This is a genomic window from Bradyrhizobium tropiciagri (assembly GCF_001189845.1).
GTDB classification, from domain to species: domain Bacteria; phylum Pseudomonadota; class Alphaproteobacteria; order Rhizobiales; family Xanthobacteraceae; genus Bradyrhizobium; species Bradyrhizobium tropiciagri.
On the sequence record NZ_LFLZ01000106.1, the window covers coordinates 1 to 22,710 of the forward strand.

General features: G+C 58.3%; 16 protein-coding genes and 1 pseudogene. 15 read left to right on the forward strand and 2 right to left on the reverse strand.

Going from position 1 to position 22,710, the window contains the following annotated elements; all coding sequences use genetic code 11:
- Positions 1-92 precede the first annotated feature (92 nt).
- Positions 93-1,591 (reverse strand): annotated as a pseudogene (locus tag AKN84_RS41350) (phosphomannomutase/phosphoglucomutase).
- A 1,590-nt stretch (positions 1,592-3,181) separates the two neighbouring features.
- On the opposite strand from AKN84_RS41350, the gene AKN84_RS41355 reads away from it, so the two are divergent.
- The 7 genes from AKN84_RS41355 to AKN84_RS41385 all read left to right on the forward strand — a co-directional run bounded on the left by AKN84_RS41355 (position 3,182) and on the right by AKN84_RS41385 (position 10,701).
- On the forward strand, positions 3,182-3,460 hold the full coding sequence (locus AKN84_RS41355; RefSeq protein WP_050426101.1) for a hypothetical protein: 279 nt from the start codon (positions 3,182-3,184) through the stop codon (positions 3,458-3,460).
- 1,168 nt (positions 3,461-4,628) lie between these two features.
- Positions 4,629-4,874, forward strand: coding sequence for a hypothetical protein (locus AKN84_RS41360; protein ID WP_050426102.1), 246 nt, complete (start codon positions 4,629-4,631; stop codon positions 4,872-4,874).
- Between the two features lie 633 nt (positions 4,875-5,507).
- Positions 5,508-6,485 (forward strand): Bug family tripartite tricarboxylate transporter substrate binding protein, encoded by a 978-nt coding sequence (locus AKN84_RS41365; RefSeq protein ID WP_430649972.1) that lies wholly within the window; start codon positions 5,508-5,510, stop codon positions 6,483-6,485.
- Between the two features lie 93 nt (positions 6,486-6,578).
- Positions 6,579-7,454 (forward strand): S-methyl-5'-thioadenosine phosphorylase, encoded by an 876-nt coding sequence (locus AKN84_RS41370; RefSeq protein ID WP_050426104.1) that lies wholly within the window; start codon positions 6,579-6,581, stop codon positions 7,452-7,454.
- Positions 7,451-8,548, forward strand: coding sequence for an S-methyl-5-thioribose-1-phosphate isomerase (gene mtnA, locus AKN84_RS41375; RefSeq protein WP_050426105.1), 1,098 nt, complete (start codon positions 7,451-7,453; stop codon positions 8,546-8,548). Before AKN84_RS41370 ends, mtnA begins: the two co-directional genes overlap by 4 nt.
- 76 nt (positions 8,549-8,624) lie before the next feature.
- Entirely contained in the window at positions 8,625-9,167 is a 543-nt protein-coding gene (locus AKN84_RS41380) for a tripartite tricarboxylate transporter TctB family protein (RefSeq protein WP_050426106.1), read from the forward strand.
- Positions 9,168-9,189: 22 nt separating this feature from the next.
- The gene (locus AKN84_RS41385) at positions 9,190-10,701 is read left to right on the forward strand and encodes a tripartite tricarboxylate transporter permease (RefSeq protein ID WP_050426107.1); all 1,512 of its coding nucleotides are present in this window, start codon (positions 9,190-9,192) and stop codon (positions 10,699-10,701) included.
- Between the two features lie 47 nt (positions 10,702-10,748).
- On the opposite strand, the gene AKN84_RS41390 is transcribed toward AKN84_RS41385, so the two are convergent.
- A complete protein-coding gene (locus tag AKN84_RS41390; protein WP_050426108.1) occupies positions 10,749-11,942 on the reverse strand; it encodes a CaiB/BaiF CoA transferase family protein in 1,194 nt (397 codons plus the stop codon).
- Between the two features lie 1,103 nt (positions 11,943-13,045).
- Between AKN84_RS41390 and AKN84_RS41400 the strand changes: the two genes are divergently transcribed.
- The 8 genes from AKN84_RS41400 to AKN84_RS41435 are packed head-to-tail and all read left to right on the forward strand — an operon-like array spanning position 13,046 to position 22,356.
- Positions 13,046-14,056 (forward strand): polysaccharide biosynthesis protein, encoded by a 1,011-nt coding sequence (locus AKN84_RS41400; protein WP_050426110.1) that lies wholly within the window; start codon positions 13,046-13,048, stop codon positions 14,054-14,056.
- Entirely contained in the window at positions 14,049-15,173 is a 1,125-nt protein-coding gene (gene wecB, locus AKN84_RS41405; RefSeq protein WP_050426111.1) for a non-hydrolyzing UDP-N-acetylglucosamine 2-epimerase, read from the forward strand. Before AKN84_RS41400 ends, wecB begins: the two co-directional genes overlap by 8 nt.
- A 27-nt stretch (positions 15,174-15,200) precedes the next feature.
- Positions 15,201-16,082 carry a GumC domain-containing protein gene (locus AKN84_RS41410; protein WP_050426112.1) on the forward strand — a complete coding sequence of 294 codons (882 nt, stop codon included), beginning with the start codon at positions 15,201-15,203 and terminating at the stop codon, positions 16,080-16,082.
- A gap of 18 nt (positions 16,083-16,100) precedes the next feature.
- Positions 16,101-17,558 (forward strand): oligosaccharide flippase family protein, encoded by a 1,458-nt coding sequence (locus AKN84_RS41415; RefSeq protein WP_157863399.1) that lies wholly within the window; start codon positions 16,101-16,103, stop codon positions 17,556-17,558.
- Between the two features lie 15 nt (positions 17,559-17,573).
- Positions 17,574-18,881, forward strand: coding sequence for a glycosyltransferase family 2 protein (locus AKN84_RS41420; RefSeq protein WP_128971642.1), 1,308 nt, complete (start codon positions 17,574-17,576; stop codon positions 18,879-18,881).
- Positions 18,878-20,344 carry a hypothetical protein gene (locus AKN84_RS41425; protein ID WP_050426114.1) on the forward strand — a complete coding sequence of 489 codons (1,467 nt, stop codon included), beginning with the start codon at positions 18,878-18,880 and terminating at the stop codon, positions 20,342-20,344. The genes AKN84_RS41420 and AKN84_RS41425 overlap by 4 nt, the downstream gene beginning before the upstream one ends.
- Positions 20,341-21,300 (forward strand): GDP-mannose 4,6-dehydratase, encoded by a 960-nt coding sequence (locus tag AKN84_RS41430; protein ID WP_050426115.1) that lies wholly within the window; start codon positions 20,341-20,343, stop codon positions 21,298-21,300. Before AKN84_RS41425 ends, AKN84_RS41430 begins: the two co-directional genes overlap by 4 nt.
- A 9-nt stretch (positions 21,301-21,309) precedes the next feature.
- The gene (locus tag AKN84_RS41435; RefSeq protein WP_050426116.1) at positions 21,310-22,356 is read left to right on the forward strand and encodes a glycosyltransferase family 4 protein; all 1,047 of its coding nucleotides are present in this window, start codon (positions 21,310-21,312) and stop codon (positions 22,354-22,356) included.
- Positions 22,357-22,710 lie beyond the last annotated feature (354 nt).

Here is a 22,710-nt window from a genome sequence, read left to right on the forward strand (position 1 = left end):
AGCTTATAAATTGGTCAAGCGAGGTCGATGAGACCGCCGGCGTCTGATGTGATGGACGCAAGGGCAATTTTGGTTGCCGCGAGCAGCCCACCTCAAATCTTCTGATTGTACGCGCCGACCTCGGGATGCGTGCGGAGCACGGAATCCATCGCCTCGAACATGTCGCGCATGCGCAGTTCGCTGACCGGGCTTTCCACCACGACCACGAGCTCGGGCTTGTTCGAGGACGCGCGCACCAGGCCCCAGCTGCCGTCCTCGACCGTGACGCGCACGCCGTTGACGGTGACGAGATCGCGGATCTTCTGACCCGCGACCTGCGCGCCGTTCTGCTGCAGCGTCTCGAAGTGCTTCACGACCGCATCGACCACGCCATATTTCGCCTCGTCGGCGCAATGCGGCGACATGGTCGGCGACGACCAGGTCTTCGGCAGCGCGTTCTTCAAATCGGCCATCGACTTGCCGGGGGCGCGGTCGAGCATCTCGCAGATCGCAATCGCCGACACCAGGCCGTCGTCATAGCCGCGGCCGAACGGCTTGTTGAAGAAGAAGTGGCCGGATTTCTCGAAGCCGGCGAGCGCGCCGAGCTCGTTGGTACGGCGCTTCATGTAGGAATGGCCGGTCTTCCAGTAGACCGTGTTGGCGCCCTGCTTTTGCAACACCGGATCGGTCACGAACAGCCCGGTCGACTTGACGTCGACGACGAACTGCGCGTTGGCGTTGATCGCCGACATGTCACGCGCCAGCATGACGCCGACCTTGTCGGCGAAGATCTCCTCGCCTGTGTTGTCGACCACGCCGCAGCGGTCGCCGTCGCCATCGAAGCCGAGGCCGACGTCGGCCTTGTGCGCCAGCACCGCATCGCGGATCGCGTGCAGCATCTTCATGTCTTCCGGATTCGGATTGTATTTCGGGAAAGTGTGATCGAGCTCGGTGTCGAGCGGGATCACCTCGCAGCCGATCGCCTCCAGCACCTGCGGCGCGAACGCGCCCGCGGTGCCGTTGCCGCAGGCGCCACCACCTTCAGCTTGCGCTTCAGCTTCGGCCGGCTGGTGAGGTCGGCGATGTAGCGCGCCGGATAGTTCTCGTGAAACTGGTAGGAGCCGCCGGCCTTGTTGTGAAACGCGGCATTGAGCACGATCTCTTTCAGCCGCGTCATCTCGTCGGGGCCGAAGGTGAGCGGACGGTTGGCGCCCATCTTGACGCCGGTCCAGCCATTGTCGTTGTGCGAGGCGGTGACCATCGCGACGCAGGGCACGTCGAGATCGAACTGCGCGAAATACGCCATCGGCGTCACCGCGAGCCCGATGTCATGCACCTTGCAGCCCGCCGCCATCAGGCCGGAGATCAGTGCGTATTTGATCGAGGCGGAATAGCCACGGAAATCGTGCCCGGTGACGATCTCCCGCTTGACGCCGAGCTCCGCGATCAGCGCGCCGAGCCCCATGCCCAGCGCCTGTACGCCCATCAGGTTGATCTCCTCGCTGAACAGCCAGCGCGCGTCGTACTCGCGAAACCCGGTCGGCTTCACCATCGGCTCGGATTCGAAAGCATAGGTGTTCGGGACCAGCACGGATTTCGGCTTGGGAAACATGAGGCGGCCTTTAGGTGGCATGCAAAGGGTATCGCCGCAGCCTTTAGCGAATGTGGTGGCTGTGCGAAAGGGATATTCCCACACGTCGCGCGCGACCATTACGGCTGGCGTGGGCTCGCGTAACTCTCGATTAGCTGCGCCACAAACAGGTCCAACGAAGCGCTGCCGACGGACATAATTGGTCCGCAATGATTCCCGAAACGGCCGTCGCATGCATGTTGCGTATTTTCTTAAGTGGCACGCGGCATTTGCCGCAGGAGCGTTGTTATTGAGCCTGTCGCTCTGCGGCTGCGCGACCTTCACCGGTATATCGCCGATGGATGCTAGAGCCGAAATGCCTGCGCGGGCTAAACCAGGCACCTATCTCCCGGTCGAAGATTTGCCCCCGCCGCGCAAAAATCCCGCCATGACGGTTGAACAACGATCAAAGCTTCAGGGGGAATTAATGGCCGCACGTGACCGTCAAGGGGCGGTTGCGAAAGCCCAAGGCGGCCCAATCCGCGATTGACGATCGCACCGCAGACATAGGAGAGAGTCGGCGCTATTGGCTTCTGCGCTCAGCTCGAGCGTCGAAATAGATGATGACGGCTACTGTGGCTCCGACAGCCAAAACGCCGACACACCCGGTAATCAAGAACATCGCTACCATCGCGAGAGTCAGTATTCCTACGGGGTATCGACGGGGCAATTCACGAATAATTAGCGTCTGCGGTGTGCCCATGGGCTTCCATTCAGGCCTATTTTGTCGCTAAACAAGGTCGGGACTCTGTTCACGCACGGAGAACCACGGAAACATTCTGTGTACCGCTGTCGGGCGGATTGCCGCGGATGTGGCCACGACGATACAGTGATACCTATCCAACGATGGTATGCATCCGGCGTCTGGACTAGGACGGGGTGCGTCGTGTCGGGATCCGATCGGTGGAGTGGTGCAGATAGGCGGTATTCGCCCGGCGAAACGCCACAGCTGCGCGGTGAGCAACAGCAGTTCGACCACTATCACAAGTTCAGCGACGGCAACTTGCGACCGGCGCCACAGAGCACTCCAAGAACAGTGATCCTGGACCGATACAATCCTCCCGTTCGCTGATCGGTCAGGCGGGCCGCGCCGGCTGAAGCCTGCCAGCCTTCGTGACTATCTTCGACTTCGATGCGATCCGATTGCGCACGACGTTCTTCGGCTCCCTATTTATAACTGAACGGGCTGGCAGGCGAGTCATCCGGCAAATACCTGAACTCCGGCCGCAAATGGCCCGGCGGTCTACCAGGTTGCCCATTCAAATGCCCGGCGGCAGGCGGCACGGCGCGCGACCGACGATCTCATTAAGGTCGCGTGACTGCGTGACCTTCGGCGAGCAGCGGGAGCTGCCGACAGCGTCTATGCCGTCCGAGGTAAAGGCGTGGCTGTTCGGGCTCTTCGCGCACGAGGTCATGGCACTGGCCGGCGCGAAACAATAGTCGGATCCGCGGCCACATGTATGGAGGAGTTCTGATCACTGGAGTGCGCAAGGTGCAACGGCTACCACGGCAGCCCGAGCTGCGCTTTCCGAACCCGCAGGTGGCACCTGTTCTTGGTCGCAGGAGGACGGTGTGAAATTCACCGCAACGTTGAGGAATCACCCGACGAATAAGTCGCCGCGCGCCATCGCGGTCGAAGGTACACTGAAGGCAGCGAACGCCGAATTCAAGAAGGACTTCCTGTACGCCGAGATCGTGATCCACCAAGTGCGTGTCATCGGAGAACCGGTCCTGGTGGCGCGCCGCCGCGTGTGTGGGACGAGCTGGATCCGCGTGGCTGACGTCACCTACGAAGAGCAGCCCAAGCTGCGTCGTGCTCCTCCGTCCTCCACTCTCGCGCAGCACCGCTAGACAGCAGGACACGCAGCCCTGCTGACGGCTTCCAACGTTTGGGGATTCTGCGGAGGCGCCCAGGTCGAGCTCTTCCGCGATCACCTCTGGCCGCGCCTCGTTGACGACGCGGTCGCTTTTGCAATCGGCAACGGGGGCAAGCGCCATCCGAAAGTCGAAGGAGATGAAGGAGGAGGGCGTCAAGCGTTCCTCGTGGAGATGAAGAAGCCTTAGGGCGGCAGGGTTTCGAAGGATCAGCGGGCCATGATGCTTCAATCGAGGGCGAGAACATAGTGATCCGTATTCCGCGGCTCGCCATTGGCATTATCGCGAGCGCAGTCGCGCGGTCTCGATCCGTCTTCGTGTCTGACGTTTCCGGATTGTGCGATGAAATCGTGGCTGAGTTCAACAAGACCGCTATCGGGAATCATTGCATCGGTAGCATCATCATTGGACCGCTCACGAGGAGGCGCCGAACGTGACGGCTTTGAAGTTTCCGGATGAAGACGGCAGGTGACTCCAAGTAGAATTCTTGTGGCGAACTAGAGCTCGTCCGCCAACCGCCGCAGGCCGACGTTCCCGATCTTGTCGGTCGGCATACGCAGCGTCATGTTGTCGTTCTTAAGTGGATGACGAACATCTAGACCTTATCCGCGACAATGCCGCCGAGCTCCTCAGCCCGCGTGCCGGGGGAGCGGCCTGTAGACGCTTCGGCCCTCCCAACCACTGCGCTGCTTTCGCGCGATCCTGGCATGATTTCTCTCGAGCAGGGTAACAGGCTGCGGTCGTCGCCTGACTTCATCAGGCGCGACCAGAACATCACGCGGCCACGCACTTTCGAGATCGGCGAGCCGATGTCGGATGAGCAGCTACGCCAGCGTTTTTCATTTGACGGCGCTTTCCGAAAGTGAACCTGCGAGGTTTAAGGGGCGTCAGTTGGAAAGGCATGTAGCCTGAGGCCACATGATGACGCGGTTTATGACGGGGGCAACCTGACCAACCATGGTCTGGAAGTCCAAGGCTGTATAGACCAGTACGCCACGATTAAGGACGGCAGAATGACGGTCTGTAGCGTGCTCTACGACTATCTTGGAGAAGAAGTTCGTCGGGGCGATAACGCCTGAGCGGATCTGAGCCGTGCTGCTTTCTGTCGGCAGAATAGGGACGAGCAGTAACCCTGGAGATCACGATGATGAAGGTGAGGTTGCACGACGTCGTTTCGCAACTGTTCAGAGAAGGCTTTAAGCTATCCATCAAGGCGTCGGAGGGTGGTCGAGTGCACCTGGTCGTGACCAGTTCCTGTCCCGACGGCGATGAGGAGCCGATTGCCATCCTCAACCTCCACAACAATGTTGTGGGGACGAACGAGGAGTTTGTCTACTGGGACGAGGTCGGCAAGTATTGGCGGGCCCAGGAACGTCACGGAGCGGCATGATGCGTGACTATTCTATGGTTAACGCCAGACCGCATCGACGCCGTTGCGGCGCGAGCTCTGCAGCTTGGACCGAGATGGAAGGATCGCCTGCGCGAGGCCTCGCAACGGCGAGGCTGCCCTAAAGGCCTCTGCTGCGGAAGCTACCTGACATCCCTGGCGCGACATTCCTGCTTGAGGATGGTGTCAAGACAACATCACTCACCCGAATGTCGGGTTCCTGGTTAACGCGAGCTACTTGCAATTTCTCGCTCTGGCGATGCCAAATTGTTGGGCTGAAGGTGACCTTCTCCGACTTCAACAACGCTCGTACGGACTTTTCGTCAACTGGATACTTGCGGCTCCGACCACCTAGAGCACCTCGGACGACGGGCTGATCGCCAATTTGGAGGTTGGCGGCCATGCTTCCTAATAAGGCGCTGAGATGGCCATGTTCCGAACTACAGCGGGCTAGAGAGTGCCGGGCCGGGCCGAAGAGGAGGCCAAACATGATGACAGTATTCATTCCAAAGTCATATGCCATGCGGCAGTTCGCGGCTTGAACTCAACGATATTGTCGGCACAATAACGCGAGCCCTCCACCTCGCAAGTTTTGTCAAGCCGAACAAATAGATAGGGAAGAAACACGTGGGACAGATTGTGAAAACCACGGCTGCCATCGCGGGCCTGCTGCTGAGCACGCCGGCGTTTGCCGGCTGGGAGCCGAGCAAGCCGGTCGAGATCGTGGTTGCGGCAGGCGCCGGCGGCGCCTCCGACCAGATGGCGCGCATGATGCAGGCGGCGATCCAGAAGAACCATCTGATGAAGCAGCCGATGGTGGTCTCGCTGAAGGGCGGCGCGTCGGGGGCGGAAGCGCTGATGTACATGAAGTCCAGCGAGGGCGATCCCAACAAGGTGCTGATCGCCTATTCGCTGATCTACATGCTGCCGCTGTCGGCCAAGATCCCGTTCAACTGGCGCGACCTCACGCCGGTGTCGGTGATCGCGCTCGACCAGTTCGTGCTGTGGGACAATGCCTCCGGTCCCAAGACCGTGAAGGAATTCATCGATGCCGCCAAGGCGGCGAGCGCGCCGTTCAAGATGGGCGGCACCGGTTCCAAACGCGAGGACCATGTGCTGACCGTCTTCATGGAGCAGAAGACCGGCGCAAAATTCTCCTATCTACCGTACAAATCCGGCGGCGAGGCCGCAACCCAGCTGGTCGGCGGTCACACCGAATCCAACGTCAACAATCCCAGCGAGAACCTCGAAGTCTGGCGTGCCGGCCAGGTGCGCGCGCTCTGCGTGTTCGACAAGGAGCGCATCTCCTACAAGACCAAGGTCACCGACACGCAATCCTGGAACGACATCCCGACCTGCAAGGAGGAGGGGCTCGACGTGCAGTACCTGATGCTGCGCGCGATGTTCCTGCCGGGCAAGGTCACCCAGGAGCAGCAGGCGTTCTATGTCGACGTGTTCCAGAAGGTGACGCAGACGGCGGAATACAAGGACTACATGGAGAAGCAGGCGCTGAAGCCGATCTTCTTCACCGGCAAGGACATGGTGGAATTCCTCGAGGATGACGACAAGCAGAATGCCTCGCTGATGAACGCAGCGGGCTTTGTCGCAAAATAGCGCGCGCGGTCCGAAATTGGCTTGCAAGCGGAAGCGGCGCGGTGATTACTGCGCCGCAGTATGGCCGGACGTACGGCTAGCCGTGGAGCGATCATGACCAAATCCGTTCTTGGGATCATCGGCGGATCCGGCATTTACGATCTGCCGGGCCTGGAAAACGTCCGCGAGGAAGCGGTCGTAAGTCCCTGGGGCGAGCCGTCGGCGTCGCTGCGCTGTGGCGAGATGGCCGGACTGCCGATCGTGTTCCTGCCGCGGCACGGCCCGGGACATGCGCTGTCGCCATCCGAAATCAACTACCGCGCCAATATCGACGTGCTGAAGCGGGCAGGGGTGACCGACCTGGTCGCGTTGTCCGCCTGCGGCTCATTCAAGGAGGAACTGCCGCCGGGCACCTTCGTGCTGGTCGACCAGTTCGTCGATCGCACCTACAAGCGCGAGACCTCGTTCTTCGGCAAGGGCTGCGTCGCGCATGTCTCGATGGCGCATCCGGTGTCGCCGTTGCTGGCGAAGCATCTCGCCACTGCTGCCGAAGCCGAGCGCATCTCGTTCGCGCGCGGCGGCACCTACCTCTGCATGGAGGGGCCGCAATTCTCCTCACTCGCCGAAAGCCTGTCCTACAAGGCGCAGGGCTATTCGGTGATCGGCATGACCAACATGCCGGAAGCCAAGCTCGCCCGTGAGGCCGAGATCTGCTACGCCACCGTGGCGATGGTCACCGATTTTGATTGCTGGCATCCGACGCATGATGCTGTCACGGTGCAGGATATCATCCGGGTGCTGAACTCGAACGCCGAGAAGGCGAAGGCGCTGGTGGCGCGGCTGGCGCGGGATTTCCCGCGCGAGCACGAGCCCTGTCCGATCGGTTCGGACCGCGCGCTCGATACCGCGCTGATCACGGTGCCCGCGGCGCGCGATCTGCATCTGCTTGCCAAGCTCGATGCAGTCGCCGGACGGGTGTTAGGCGCATGAAGGTCGACGGACGACATTTTCGCAGCATCTGGCTCGAGCCTGACGGTTGGTCGGTCGGCGCGATCGATCAGCGGCAGCTGCCGCATGAATTCATCGTCGCGAAGATCACGACGGCGGACGAGGCCGGCGAGGCCATCAGTTCGATGCTGGTACGCGGCGCGCCGCTGATCGGCGCGACCGCGGCCTACGGCATGGCGCTGGCGATGCGCGCCGACGCGTCCGATGCGGCGCTCGACCGCGCCGGCAAGGTGCTGGCTGCGACCCGACCGACCGCGATCAATCTGAAATGGGCTGTTGACGAGATGCAGCGCGCGCTGGCGCCGCTCGCAGCTTCGGCCCGCGCGGACGCGGCCTATGCCCGCGCGCGCGAGATTGCCGACGAGGATGTCGAGATCAACCGCGAGATCGGCCGCCACGGGCTCGGCCTGATCGAGACAATCGCCGCGACCAAGAAGCCGGGCGAGCCGGTGAACGTGCTGACGCATTGCAATGCCGGCTGGCTTGCAACCGTCGATTGGGGAACGGCGACATCACCAATCTACCAGGCGCATGATCGCGGCGTTGCGGTCCATGTCTGGGTCGACGAGACCCGGCCGCGCAATCAGGGCGCCTCCCTGACCGCGTGGGAACTCGGCCATCACGGCGTGCCGCATACGGTGATTCCCGACAACACCGGCGGCCATCTGATGCAGCATCGGATGGTCGATCTGGCAATCGTCGGGACCGACCGGGTCGCCGCCAATGGCGACGTCTGCAACAAGATCGGGACCTATCTGAAGGCGCTCGCCGCCCACGACAACGGCGTGCCGTTCTATGTTGCGCTGCCGTCGCCGACCATCGATTTTCGTATCGATGACGGCGTCAGGCAGATTCCGATCGAGCAGCGCGCGGCCAGCGAGGTTACGCACCTTACCGGGCGGACGGCGGATGGACGGATCGAAACCGTGCGTGTGGTTCCGGACGGCTCCTCCGTCGCTAATTTCGGCTTCGACGTCACGCCCGCAAGGCTCGTGACGGGATTGATCACCGAGCGTGGCGTTCTCCGCGCTGATCGTGCTGCACTCGCGAGCGCGTTTCCCGAACGCTCAAGTTAGCTGAAGGCTGCATTGACGGTGATTGGTTCGGCACGCTATCCCAATCGTTGCCCTCGCAACTCAGACCGTCTCGTCCATGTCCAACACCGAACTTGAGATCGTTGTCGACGATCCGACCGCGCCTGAAGACAACTCGCCTGCCGTTGTCTCGACCGGCGTCGTCGACATCGTCGTCTCGCTGCTCCTGCTGGCGCTCGCTGTCGTGCTCGGTTGGGACAATTGGCGCACCGGTGCCTCGTGGGACTCGACCGGGCCGCAGCCGGGCTATTTTCCGTTCTACCTCTCGGTGATCCTTGGCGCCGCCAGCCTCTATGGCCTGGGCGCCACCTTCGTCTCGCGGCGGGAGGCTGTCGAGACCGTGGTTACCCGAGCGCAGCTGCGCCGGGTGATGGCGGTGTTCGTGCCGACATTCCTGTTCTGTCTTGCCACCCAATATCTCGGCCTCTATGTCGCGAGCTTCCTCCTGATCGCAGGCTTCATGCGCCTCGTCGGCAAGATCGCACTGTGGAAGTCGCTGCTGACTGCCTTCATCTTCACCGCCGCGATGTTCATGACCTTCGACATCGCATTCGATGTCATCATGCCGAAGGGGCCGCTCGAAGCGGCCTTCGGTTACTGAGCGATCGACAGGATTTCGAAACATGGAAGCTTTCGGTCTCCTGCTGCACGGCTTCGCCGTCCTTTTGACCTGGAAGACGCTGCTGTTGATGATGGTCGGCCTCGTGCTCGGCATCTTCGTCGGCGTGCTGCCGGGACTTGGCGGCCCCAACGGCGTTGCGATCCTGCTGCCGCTGACCTTCACGATGGACCCGACGTCGGCCATCGTGATGCTGTCCTGCATCTACTGGGGTGCGCTGTTTGGTGGTGCCATCACCTCGATCCTGTTCAACATCCCCGGCGAAGCCTGGTCGGTCGCGACCACCTTCGACGGCTATCCGATGGCGCAGCAAGGCAAGGCGGCCGAAGCGCTCACCGCGGCGTTCACCTCCTCCTTCATCGGCTCGCTGGTCGCAGTGCTCTTGATCACCTTCCTGGCGCCGATGATCTCGTCGTTCGCGTTGAAGTTCGGTCCGCCGGAATTCTTCGCCGTCTATCTCCTGACCTTCTGCTCCTTCGTCGGCCTCGGCCGCGAAGCCAAGCACAAGACGGTCATTTCGATGTCGCTCGGGCTTTTGCTCGCCGGCGTCGGCATGGATACGGTGTCCGGGCAGCTGCGCATGACCTTCGGTTCCGCGGAGCTGTTGCGCGGCATCAACTTCCTCGTCGCCGTGATCGGCCTGTTCGGCATCAGCGAGATCCTGCTGACGATGGAGGAGCGCCTGGCGCTGCGTGGACACGCGGCAGGCATCTCGCTCCGCGTCGTACTGTCGGTGTGGAAGGATCTGCCGAAATACTGGGTGACGCTGCTGCGCTCGTCGGTGATCGGCTGCTGGCTCGGCATCACGCCGGGCGGTGCGATCGCGGCCTCCTTCATGGGCTATAACCTCGCCAAGCGCTTTTCCAAGGATCAGGAGAGCTTTGGCAAGGGGCGCATCGAGGGCGTGTTCGCGCCGGAGACCGCAGCCCACGCCTCGGGCACCTCGGCTTTGCTGCCGATGCTCGCGCTCGGCATTCCCGGCTCGGGGACTGCGGCGATCCTGCTCGGCGGCCTGATGGTGTGGGGCCTCAATCCGGGTCCGCTGCTGTTCGTCGAGCACAAGGATTTCGTCTGGGGCCTGATCGCCTCGATGTATCTCGGCAACGTCGTCGGCCTGGTGCTGGTGCTGACGACCGTGCCGATCTTCGCCTCGATCCTGCGTGTGCCGTTCGCGGCCGTCGCTCCGATGATCGTGGTGTCCTGCGCGATCGGCGCCTACGCGATCCAGAATGCGATGTTCGACATCTGGCTGATGCTGGGCTTTGGCGTCGTCGGCTACGTCTTCAAGAAGATCGGCATTCCGCTGGCGCCATTCACGCTCGCACTGGTGCTCGGCAGTCGCGCTGAGGACGCGTTCCGTCTCTCGATGATCGGTTCGGGCGGCGACATGAAGGTGTTCTGGTCGAACGGCCTCGTCGGCGGCATCACGACGCTGGCGATCGTGCTGCTGTTCTGGCCGGTGATCGACAAGGCGATCGCGGGCCTCGGCCGAATGTTGCGACCCGCGCGGGCGTAGGCGCTCGAAACTGACGAGCCTCGAATCGTTTCTGTATTGAATTACCGTCAGACGACCTTGCGCTGCCGGAGTTCGGCGACCTCGTCCTTGCCGAAGCCGAACTCGACCAGCACCTCATCGGTCTGCTCGCCGAATTCCGGCGGCCGCGCCGCCATCTTGCTCGGCGTCCGCGACAGCGTCACGGGCTGGCTGACCAACTGGATGTGCCGGTTCTCGTCATTGGGCACATGCTGCGCCATGCCGAGATGCTTGACCTGGGCATCCTCGAACATCTGGTCAATCGAGTAGATCGGCCCGCACGGCACGCCGGCGGCGTTCAGCTCCTGCACCCAGGTCTCGGTCGACTTCTTCTCGGTCAGCGCGTTGATCCTGGCGTTGAGCGCGTCGCGGTTCTTCGAGCGCGCCGGGGCGGTGGCGTAGTCGGGGTCGGTGATCAGATCGGGCGCGCCGATCGCCTGCGCACAGCGCTCCCAGATTCGGCCGCCTGTCGTGGCGATATTGATGTAGCCGTCGGAAGTCTTGAACACGCCGGTCGGGATTGAGGTCGGGTGATTGTTGCCGGCCTGCTTGGCGACTTCCTTCTCCATCAGCCAGCGCGCCGCCTGGAAATCCAGCATGAAGATCTGCGCCTGCAGCAGCGAGGTCTGTACCCACTGGCCTTCGCCGGACACGTCGCGCTCCAGCAGTGCGGTAAGGATGCCGAGTGCGCAGAACAGGCCGGCGGTCAGGTCGGCGACGGGGATGCCGACCCGCATCGGTCCTTCGCCGGGCGCGCCGGTCACCGACATCAGGCCGCCCATGCCCTGCGCGATCTGATCGAATCCCGGCCGCTTGTGATAGGGGCCGTCTTGGCCGAAGCCGGAGATGCTGCCATAGACGATCTTTGGATTAATCTTGCGAACGCTCTCATAGTCGATGCCGAGCTTGGCCTTGACGTCTGGCCGGAAGTTCTCGACCACGACGTCAGCCTGTTCGGCGAGCCGCTTGAACACCTCAAGGCCCTTAGGGTCCTTCAGGTTCAGCGTCATGGCGCGCTTGTTGCGATGCAGGTTCTGGAAATCGGATCCGCCGCGCGGACCGCCCGGCTGCTCGCCGCCGCCATCTTCCAGGAGCGCATCGATCTTGATGACGTTGGCACCCCAGTCGGCGAGCTGGCGCACGCAGGTCGGACCAGACCGAACCCGGGTCAAATCCAGCACGGTGAAACGGGACAGGGCTTGGGATGCGCGGGGAAAGGGCATTGAGACACCTCTTGTTGGGCGGGCCACTCGGGGGGCTTCAGTCCATCTGCCTTAGACAATTTGGCAGGCCTTTCCAACTGTTACCCGGACAACAACCTGGACTGGAAACAAATCGCCATGGTTCCGCGGAGACCTGCTCGTGTTTCGGCTGTCGTTCAGGCCTTCCCGATGTCGGCTCACCGATCCCGTCCTCCCGTAGTGGGTCAGACCCACTACCGTCCTCCGCCAACCCTCGACAATCGCTTCGCCGGCTGCTAGCGCGTCGCCATGCCGAATGAGTTTTGCCCTTATGGAAGAGGCACTTGAGGCGTAACGAGGAGATGGACCGGAAGCGGGCATGGCGGTGAAGAAAGGTCCATCCACGGCCCTACCTAACGGCAAATCGATGCGAATAGAGCGTCTCTGCTCCCTTTTTTGGGGTATGTTTTGGACTTCTGGAGAGGTGGAAAGTCCGGAACGAGCCCTCGTTTGCCCAAATTGTCTTAACCGTGCCTTAGATGAACCGGTTACTCGAGGGGCGGCCGTTCGTAGCCGAAGAGAAGTTACTGTTCGGGAACTGCTGTACATCGAGTGGGATAGCCGGCTGGCGACTTGCGGCGGCCTACCATGACAGGTTCGAAGAACTACCCTGTCTCGAGCCGCTCGCCTCCCTGAGGACTTGAGCCGGAAGTAGTTTTTGCCTTCTTCAAGTTTGCAATTCGATTGGCGGGAAGCCGATTGACCGGTATAGGAACGACATCGCGCCATTCGATGATGGCTACGCGCGCCGCGGTAGTGAGTTGAGCGTAATGCAAAGTCTCGTTGTGAGAGCCAATGGCATCGTCCTAGGCTATCTTGTTGAGCGCCTCGTTAGGTTCGGCGAAACGTCGCTGGCGTCGCTCCGCCCGCGGTGCCGCAATTGCGGAGCAGAGGGCCTCCCGCCGGATCTCGCCGCGCCCGAAACCTTGAAGCTGCCTGCGTTCGAGATCTTGTACTTCGCGGCGGAGGTGGTCTGTTGGTGGATGTACTGCCGCGCATCTAATCAACGGCCTTGAAGCGCGTCGTCAGCTTCACCCTTACCAGTATCGTCACACAATAGACTCCGAGAGGTCACCCGATAAAACATGTTTAAAGATAGGACACTTCTTATCACCGGTGGCACTGGCTCCTTTGGCAACGCCGTTCTCAGTCACTTTCTGCATTCGGATTTTGCAGAGATACGCATCTTTAGTCGCGATGAGAAGAAACAGGAGGACATGCGGATTGCCCTGAAGAACGATAAGTTAAAGTTCTACATCGGCGATGTTCGTGAATATGATGCTGTTCACGACGCGTTGCGGGGCGTTGACTATGTATTTCACGCCGCCGCGCTGAAGCAGGTGCCATCTTGCGAGTTCTATCCGATGGAAGCCGTAAGGACCAACGTGATGGGCGCCGAAAACGTGATGCGCGCGGCGATTGCAAACGAAGTTAGTCGCTGCGTCGTACTAAGTACCGACAAGGCGGTGTATCCGATCAATGCCATGGGGATTTCGAAAGCCATGATGGAGAGAGTCATGGTTGCCAAGTCGAGGCTTTGTGATCCAGGCAAGACGGTGCTTAGCGCAACACGTTATGGCAATGTCATGGCTTCGCGCGGTTCGGTCATTCCTCTCTTTCTGAACCAGATCCAGAGGGGCATGCCGCTCACGTTGACGGATCCGAACATGACCCGATTCCTCATGTCGTTGGAAGAGTCGGTTGATTTGGTGCTCTACGCATTTGAACATGCGCGCCCCGGCGACATTTTTGTACAGAAGGCGCCGGCCTCCACGGTGGGCGACTTGGCGCGGGCATTGAAGGAATTGCTGGGAGGCCAGAGCGAACTCAAGATTATCGGAACCCGCCATGGCGAGAAGCTTTATGAGTCGCTGGTTTCACGTGAGGAAATGGTCCGCGCCGAAGATCTTGGTGGCTACTACCGTATTCCGGCGGATTCTCGGGATCTCAACTACAACAAATACTTTGTAGAGGGCGAAACTGAAATTTCGGAGGTGGATGACTACACGTCGCACAATACCTATCGCCTCGATGTGGAGCGGGTGAAGGAAGTCCTGATGAAACTCGATATTATCCAGGAAGCCATCAATGCTTAAGGTGCTGACCGTCGTTGGCACGCGCCCTGAGATCATCCGTCTCTCCCGCGTGATCGACAAGTTGGACCGCTATTGTGAACATACCCTCGTCCACACCGGCCAGAACTACGACTATGAGCTCAATGATATTTTCTTCAGCGATCTCGGAATTCGCAAGCCTGACTACTTCCTTGAGGCGGCCGGCGCTACTGCCGCCGAGACGATCGGGAAAGTAATCATTGCCGCGGACAACGTTATCGAGACGATCAGGCCTGATGCGCTTCTATTGCTCGGCGATACGAATAGCGCGCTGGCAGCGATTGCTGCCAAGCGTCGCAAGGTGCCGATCTTTCACATGGAAGCAGGGAACCGGTGTTTCGATTTTCGCGTTCCCGAGGAAATCAACAGGCGCATCGTTGATCATATTGCAGATATCAATCTGACTTATAGCGAGATCGCTCGGGAGTATTTGCTGCGTGAAGGATTGCCGCCCGATCAAGTGATCAAGACAGGTAGCCCGATGCGCGAGGTGATTGAACACTACCAAGACGCTATCAATGCGTCCGACGTATTGACGCGCCTTGATCTGTCGGCAGGGCACTACTTCGTCGTAAGCTCTCATCGCGAGGAGAATGTGGACTCGCCAGAGCAATTGCGCAAACTAATTGAAATGCTCAGCGCGATTACGCGGCGCTACGATGAGCCAGTGATCGTTTCCACGCATCCGCGTACGCGTAAGCGCATGGATGCTTTGGGCTTGCTGGCCGATTCCCGGGTACGGTTCCTGAAGCCGTTTGGCTTTCTCGACTACATCAAGTTGCAGACAAATGCGCGAGCGGTTTTGTCTGACAGTGGTACGATTACAGAAGAATCATCAATCCTGAACTTCCCGGCCCTGAACCTGCGAGAAGTGCACGAACGTCCGGAGGGATTCGAGGAGGCCACCGTGATGTTCGTTGGTATGAATGTCGATCGGGCCATGCAGGCGCTCGACATCCTGGCATCTCAACCGCGTGGCGAAAACCGAGCCCTAAGGTTGGTTGCAGACTACGAGCCCGACAATGTTTCAGATAAAGTGGTGCGCATCATTGTAAGCTACACGGATTTTGTGAAGCGCAGGGTATGGCGTAGCCTTTGACGCCAACGAAAGAGAAGTCCAGGTTCAATGAGTAGTGATCTTAAGACTGCCCCTGCCGGTATTCTCAGCGATGGCCTTACCTTGGAAGGCGGTATTGAATTCCTGCGGCGTTACAAGTACAGGCTCGCCATTCCTGTGCTCGCTGGCGCCGTGATCGCGGTTTCGGCAGGCTTTGTCTTGCCGAAACAGTGGGAAGCGCATGCGGTCCTGCAGATGGGTCAAGTTTTCTTTAAGCTAAGCAGTGGCCAGTCACAGGTCGCCTTGGTCGAGACAGGCGCTATCGCGGTGGAGAGAATTAGGCAAGAGCAGTTTCAGGATGCCGTTCTCCGAAGGCTGAATCTGCCAGTCGAACCGAACGTCAACCGCGAGACTGATCTGATTCGCTCCTCTGCCAATCCGCGCGTTGTTCGCAACACTGAATTCGTAGACGTCGCTGTGCGCGGTACGTCACCGGAACAGGCCAAGAAAGCTGCAGAAGCGTATCAGCTCGAGCTTATCAAGGAGCATGCGGAGATGGCGCAGCCCTCGTTTGCGAGGATTGCGGAAAACAAAGCGCAGCTCTCGCAAGAAATTCAGAACGCCGAATTACGCCGTCAATCGTTGCAAAAGCTCGTCCTTGAGCGTGACAAATCGCCCCTGCAAGATCAGTTTTCAGAAATGGTGGTTCTGAACCAATTGATCCAGCAGAATGAAGTCGATTTGCGGAATTACCGGCAGATGTTATCGTCGCTGGAGGAGGAGGGGAACTCAGAGCGCACTTTCAACACGCGGCCTCTCTTTGACGTTGTTGTCAGTCGCCGTCCTGTCTCGCCTGGCAAGACGAACTTTCTGATTGTTGGTGCAACAATCGGATTTGTGCTGGGTCTGTTCGGGGCATACCTTGCTGAGCGCAAACGAGGCGCGGGCTAATTGCATCCCAGACTATTGTTGAGATCTATTGGCGCGAATTTCCTGGGCGGCATCTGGGCCGGGGCCCTTATCGTCCTGACTACGCCCCTCTTCGTCGCCAGACTGGGGCTCGAGGGCTTTGCTTTCATTGGTTTTTGGCAACTGCTTGCATTGGTCTCCGCAGTCTTTGATTTTGGGTTAGGCGCATCCCTGATCAGGGAATTTGCGCGTTACCAGGGAAGCAACGAGACCAAGAGTAAATACCGCAACCTTCTGTACTCCCTCGAGTGGATTTATCTTGGGATAGCAGCGGCCATCGGTCTTGTGATCGCGTTGGCGGCAAACTGGCTGGCGGGGAGTTGGCTAAAACTCTTGGAGGTGCGGCCCGACGAAGCTGCCCTGCTGATCCGTCTGATGGCGGGGTCGATCGCCCTCCAGTTTCTTTCCTTGCTGTATTCCAATGCCCTTTCTGGCATGCAGCACCACGCGGCGATGAACTCATTCCAGATGTTGGGTAACTCGCTCAAGTATTTAGGTGGAGTTGCTGTACTACTTGTGGAAAATAGTCTGGCCTTGTTCTTCTCGTATCAGATTTTGACGATGTCGATCGTGTGCTGGCTTACCCGGCGCCGACTACTCAAGCAATTGGATGACCTGGGTGGTGAACACGAGCCGATACCTGATTTCGCTAAGGTCCGGCAGATGTCGAGATATTCTGCCGGCATGTTCCTGACGGCCCTGTGTGGGCTGCTTCTCGCCAATATCGACCGGATTGCGCTGAGCAAAATAGTTCCGGCGTCTGACTTCGGAAAATATACCTTGGCTTTTACGGCCACTGGGCTGCTACAGATGGTCATTCTGGCTTTCTATCGGACTTACTATCCTAAGTTCTCTGAGTTGAAGGTCGCCGGAGACGAGGCGGGGCTCAAGAAGGCATATTACCAAGGTTGCCGTTTGGTCGGTGCGGTGATTATTCCGACGGCTGTCGCGGCTCTGGTCTTTGCTCCGAAACTATTTCAGGTTTGGTTGGGTTATTGCGATAACAGCGTTGTCTTGGTATTCCGGTTGCTGATCGTGGGTACGACGCTTTCCGGCCTTATGTGGTTGCCGGCAGCGCTACAGCAAGCGGTGGGGTGGACGCGTCTCCACGTTGCGTTGATGATCCTTGCACTTGCACTGGGGATACCCTTTCTGTTCGCGGGAATTTACGGATTCGGACTTCCCGGTGCTACGGCAATGGTACTCGTACATGGGGCGATCGAGATCACACTCGGCCTGTGGCTGATGAATCGCGTCCTATTTCCCCGTGAGAATCTGCGCTGGTACGGTTTAGTCATCGTGGCTCCAACTTTGGCATGCCTGCCGGTTGCGCTACTTTCTGTTATGGCGATGCCGGCGGACATCGCACGCCACATCGGTTTCGTGTGGTTACTTGGGACTGGCATAGCCATGCTCATATCATCGGTCATGGTCAATCGTCGCTTCTCCAACGGATGAAACTGGCTTGGTCACATGAGCGACAACATCTCCGATACGAATCCGAGATTCACCATCGTTATTCCGACGAAAGATCGGGCCGATTACCTCTACCACACGCTTCGTACCTGTAGCGCCCAGGATTACGACAATCTGGTCGTGATTGTTTCCGATGACGGTAGTACCGATCATACGAAGGATATCGTCATGGACGCCGCCAGTCGCGATGCCCGCATTCGGTATATGAAGAACGGTATGGCTCCAGGCATGCGTGACAACTTCGAGTTCGCGCTGAATCAGGCGGAGCGCGGATTTGTGATGGCGCTGGGAAGCGATGACGGAATCATGCCCGGAGGAATTGCCGGCATGAGGAATGTATTGCGTGATACCGGGCTCGAGCTACTCTCTTGGGCCTCGCCACTTTTCGTCTATGCTGGTGTACGGGACCCCCGTGGGCAGTTGATGCTCTACCATCCCAAGAAGGACCGACTGATCGAATCGCGGCAGTTTCTTGCCAGGCAGGCCCAGCACCTCAATTATCTTGGGGACGTGGAATCCCCCATGACATACGTCAAGGGCGTTGCGTCAACCCGCCTAGTTAGGCAGGTGCAGGCGCGGAGTGCGGATGGCCGTTTCTACCGTTGTCCGACTCCGGATGGCTACTCCGGGATCGTTCTCGCGGGTGAAGTGGAGCGGTTTGCTTTTTCAAGTATCCCATTTGCCATCTATGGCTTATCGCCGACATCTCAGGGCTTGAACTACCTAACAAGCGACGAGGCAGCAAAGAAGAACTCGGATTCTTTCTTTAAGAGTGTGGATGCCGTTCCGATGCACCGCGAGCTGGCAGGGCAGCCTTACTCTCCACTAATTACGCTGATGACTGTCGACTATCTGCTGACCGCCAGAGACTTACCGGGGTGGGGGGGAGCGTTTCCGCCCATCGATTTTAAGCGGGTTATCGTTTCATGTATCGCGGAGCTCGCTCATGGCCTCTACAGCGAAGAGCGCTTGTTGCGAGAGATGCAGATATTAAAGATGGTCGCTGACCATCACGGACTCGGCTCATATTTTGAAGGAACATTAAGGCGGTCAAGGAGGAGAAAGGCCAAACAGCCTTTTGCAGGCAGCGGCATCAATCTCCGGTTGATCCTCCTCGATGCCGTCGATTACGGGATTTGCGATATCTTTGATGCCTCGGTGGCGGCATCGTATCTGCAGCCCTTCTATGCGAACTTGATGCCCAGGAATCTCGTGAAAATTTTCCGACGCTCTCTCGAATACTTCCTTACTTCCTCTGGTCGTGGATCCCCCTTTCCTAAGCTGGGGCGAGAGGAGCAACGATGACCGTCGGACAGCAATCTCTGCGGCGAACCACCAGTCGCACGGCTGTGCGCCTTCCGTTAAAAATAGTCGATGTAGTGTTGTTCTTCTTGCTCTCGGTCGTGGCATCGTTAGCGATGGCTCGAGATTATCAATTCATCGTTATCCTTCCTGCTCTGAGCATTTGCTTGGTCTTTGTTATCTTTTGCCTGATGTTAGCAAGCCGTGTTCACTCGGGGGTGTTCGGGGAGGTTGGCTTTATTTTTCTTGGCTTTGTGGTTGCCTATTCGGTGATCCCTGCTTTGAATTTTTTGCTTATAGATTTCGACTTTCCGCAGGACTTCGATAGCCTGAATTTTTCCGTACTGAACCCAAGGCCAGATGAAATTGCGGTGCATCTCTGGCGCCATTTTTTATTCGCTGTCACAGTGATCTTCGGGTACCTCGCTGCGCGTGGATCCGGGCAAGATGATGTTGCAGATCTGAGACTGAAGCCAGTCGATAACCGGATCGTTGGCCTGATGCTGATGATTGTAGTTCTTTGTATCGGCACGGTCACAATGCTCTCTTCTCCCGTATCGAACTACTATGAACACTACACTCGGTTTGATGCGCTTCCGTGGTTTGAAAAGCGGGTAGCTTACCTGGCATTGATGATTAAGTCAGGAGCGTACTACGTCGCATTAGCCCTCATGTTTGCGGACTACAAACGATTTCGTTGGACTATCCTGTTTTTCGTGGTGTCGATCTCTGCCTATGAGTTGGTGTACTCGCTGGGCTCAAGAATTGAAACGCTCTCCATTCTGTTGGCAACTTTGTGTCTTTATCACTTAATGGTGCGGAAAATCAGATTGCGTGAAGGTTTGTTCGCTCTAGGTGGATTGCTCGTTCTGTTTACCGCGGTGGAGTTTTTTCGGGGAGCTAACTTCGATTTGAATGCGGTTCTGGATAGTTTCAGGGAAAAGGGGCCTAAAATTGCCGCCGAGTTCGGGGCTGTATTTTACACGAGTTTTCATCTTTATTCAGAGCGCCTAAGCGGGACGATGCCGTGGCATGAGTGGCCGATGCTCCTCAATGATTTTCTTACAGCAGTTCCGTTCTTCGATCATGTTCAGTACAACTCTCAGTACTGGTATGCGCAAGCATTTTTCCCGACCGCGATCGTCCCACCACAAACCATGGGACCGATTGCCGATAGTGCAATTTGGGGCGGAGAGGTCGACCTCGCCGTGCGCGGAGTGTTCACGGGCCTTGGTTTCGGATGGTTAGCCCGGTGGGCGCTCGGCTCGCGCAACAGGCTTTTCCCGGTGCTTTGCTATACGTTTTTGTTTGCAACTTGCGTGATTTCGCTCAAATACTCGTTGATCTACCAGATGTCGAGAATGCTGCAAACTTTGGCGCCCACAGTGCTGATTTACTTGATTATCAACCGGATAGTCGGCGGCCTACCCAGAGCTAGGATAGTTTATCAGAAGGGGGTGTCGTGAGAGCTCTGATTTGTGGTGCGGCGGGACAGGATGGCAGTTATCTTGCTCGCTTGTTGTTGAGTAAGGGATACGAGGTTGTCGGCACGTCACGGGATGCCATGATGACTTCGTTCCGCAATCTTGAACGATTGGGCATACGTAAAGAAGTACATACGGCTTCAATGGCGATCAATGATTTCCGCAGTGTACTGAATGTCGTGGAACGATATCGCCCAGATGAAATATATAACTTGGCAGGACAGACTTCCGTGGGCTTATCGTTCGAGCAGCCTGTAGAGGCAATGGAGAGTATTGCCGGAGGGACTTTGAATCTACTGGAGGTCATCCGCTTTGTTGATCGCCCGATTCGTTTTTACAATGCCGGCTCTAGCGAGTGCTTCGGTGACACGAGAGAAACGGCGGCTTCGGAACAAACTCCCTTTCTGCCCCGGAGTCCGTACGCAGTAGCTAAAGCTTCGGCGCACTGGTTACTCAAGAACTATCGCGACGCCTATAGTCTGTTTGCCTGCACAGGCATCCTGTTCAACCACGAGTCGCCTTTACGGCCTGAGCGCTTTGTGACCCAGAAAATTGTTCGAGCGGCGACCAAAATTGCAGGGGGTAGTCGTGAAAAATTGGTTCTGGGGAATATCGATATTCATCGCGACTGGGGATGGGCACCGGAATATGTAGAAGCTATGTGGTTGATGCTGCAACAATCAGAACCGGACGATTTTGTGATTGCGACAGGACAAACACATTCACTTCAATATTTTGTTTCGAAGGTGTTTGCTCGCTTTGGCTTGGATTGGCAGGAGCACGTGACCTTCGACAATAGCTTGTTCCGTCCTTCAGACATCAAGGAAAGTCGGGGGAATCCGGCAAGAGCCAAAGCTCGGCTCGGATGGAGTGCGCAGGTAATGTTAGAGGGTGTAATTGACGGGATGTGTGAAGCTTCCTCTGTAGATAACACATAACCTAATATTATGAGCATCACTATCGACGGCATCATCTTTTCACTGCAGCGACAGGGCGGAATTTCTGTTTATTTCCGCGAGCTGATTGCTCATTTAGAAAAGGTTTGTGTCCCAGCAACATTGACCATCGACGCGCAAACGATTCAGGATACCCCGCCATCCTCGGGCACACTTCAGGTCGTTCAGCAAACCAGCCGTTGGCTTGAGCGCTACCGTTCTGCCCGGGATCCCGCCGAGAGCACAGTCTTGCACTCCAGCTACTACCGGCTACCGGCGCGAGGTCGCCAAGCGTCTGTTGTCACCGTGTATGACTTCACTTACGAGCGGTTTATAAAAGGCCCAGCCCTATGGGTACATCGCCACCAAAAACATGCTGCCATCCGTGCGGCGCAGGCTATCATCTGCATTTCCGAGGCGACGCGGGACGATCTACTGGAGTTTGTTGGCGTTAGGTCCGATCAGACTATCCACGTCATACCACTTGGCGGCGGCGAAACATACCGGCCGCTCGATGATGTTACGTCAAGTTCACGCGATCTCCTGTTTGTTGGAGAACGGCGTGGCTACAAGAATTTTCGATTGCTTTTGGAAGCGCTAACGTTTCTCACTGAGCACCGTGTGCAGTGTGTCGGTGGCGGCCCATTGCGGACTGAGGAATTTGAAGGAATTTCAACGGATGTCCGAAATCGTGTGAGCCATCTCGGTTTCGTCACGGACGAGCAACTCAATGGTCACTATAACCGAGTTGCTGGCCTCGTTTATCCATCTGCTTATGAGGGCTTCGGCATTCCAGTGCTTGAGGCGATGCGTGCTGGCTGCCCGGTGGTGGCGGTTGAATGCAAGGCGGTTAGGGAGGTCGGTGGCTCTGCGCTAGTTGTGGCTTCAGATGCCAGCCCCGCCGCGTTGGCTCAGGCGATCAAGCGGCTGGACGATGCAATTTGCCGTAGCAAGATGATCTCGACAGGTCTCAAGCGGGCCACTGGGTTCTCTTGGCAGGCCACACATGAGAGAACGCTACAGGTCTATCGAGAACTAGGAGGACTTCCCGTAGAGTAGGGGATCGATTCCAAAAAGCCGGCGCGAGAACTGGTTAGGAGTTAGCGGATTCCTCGGTCACCGTTAGCGCAAGGAGGAGCGATCTGGATGGCAGGCGGTGACGAGCGGTCGAACTGGCGATGACTGACTACATGCGGCGGCTGTCACCGGAGGGATACCCTACCAGCGGCGCATCGATGGAACGCAATCCACGAACGAGCGCGAACTCAGTCCCCGATGGTGGTGGTATCGAAGAACGGCACGAAACGACTGGCACATCGCTTGCCTGTTCCTGGACTCAAATCTTGAGCGAAGCACTGAACGTGGCGGCTCGCGTCCCTCTCGGCTGATCTTGCACAGGGCGCCGGCGCGACG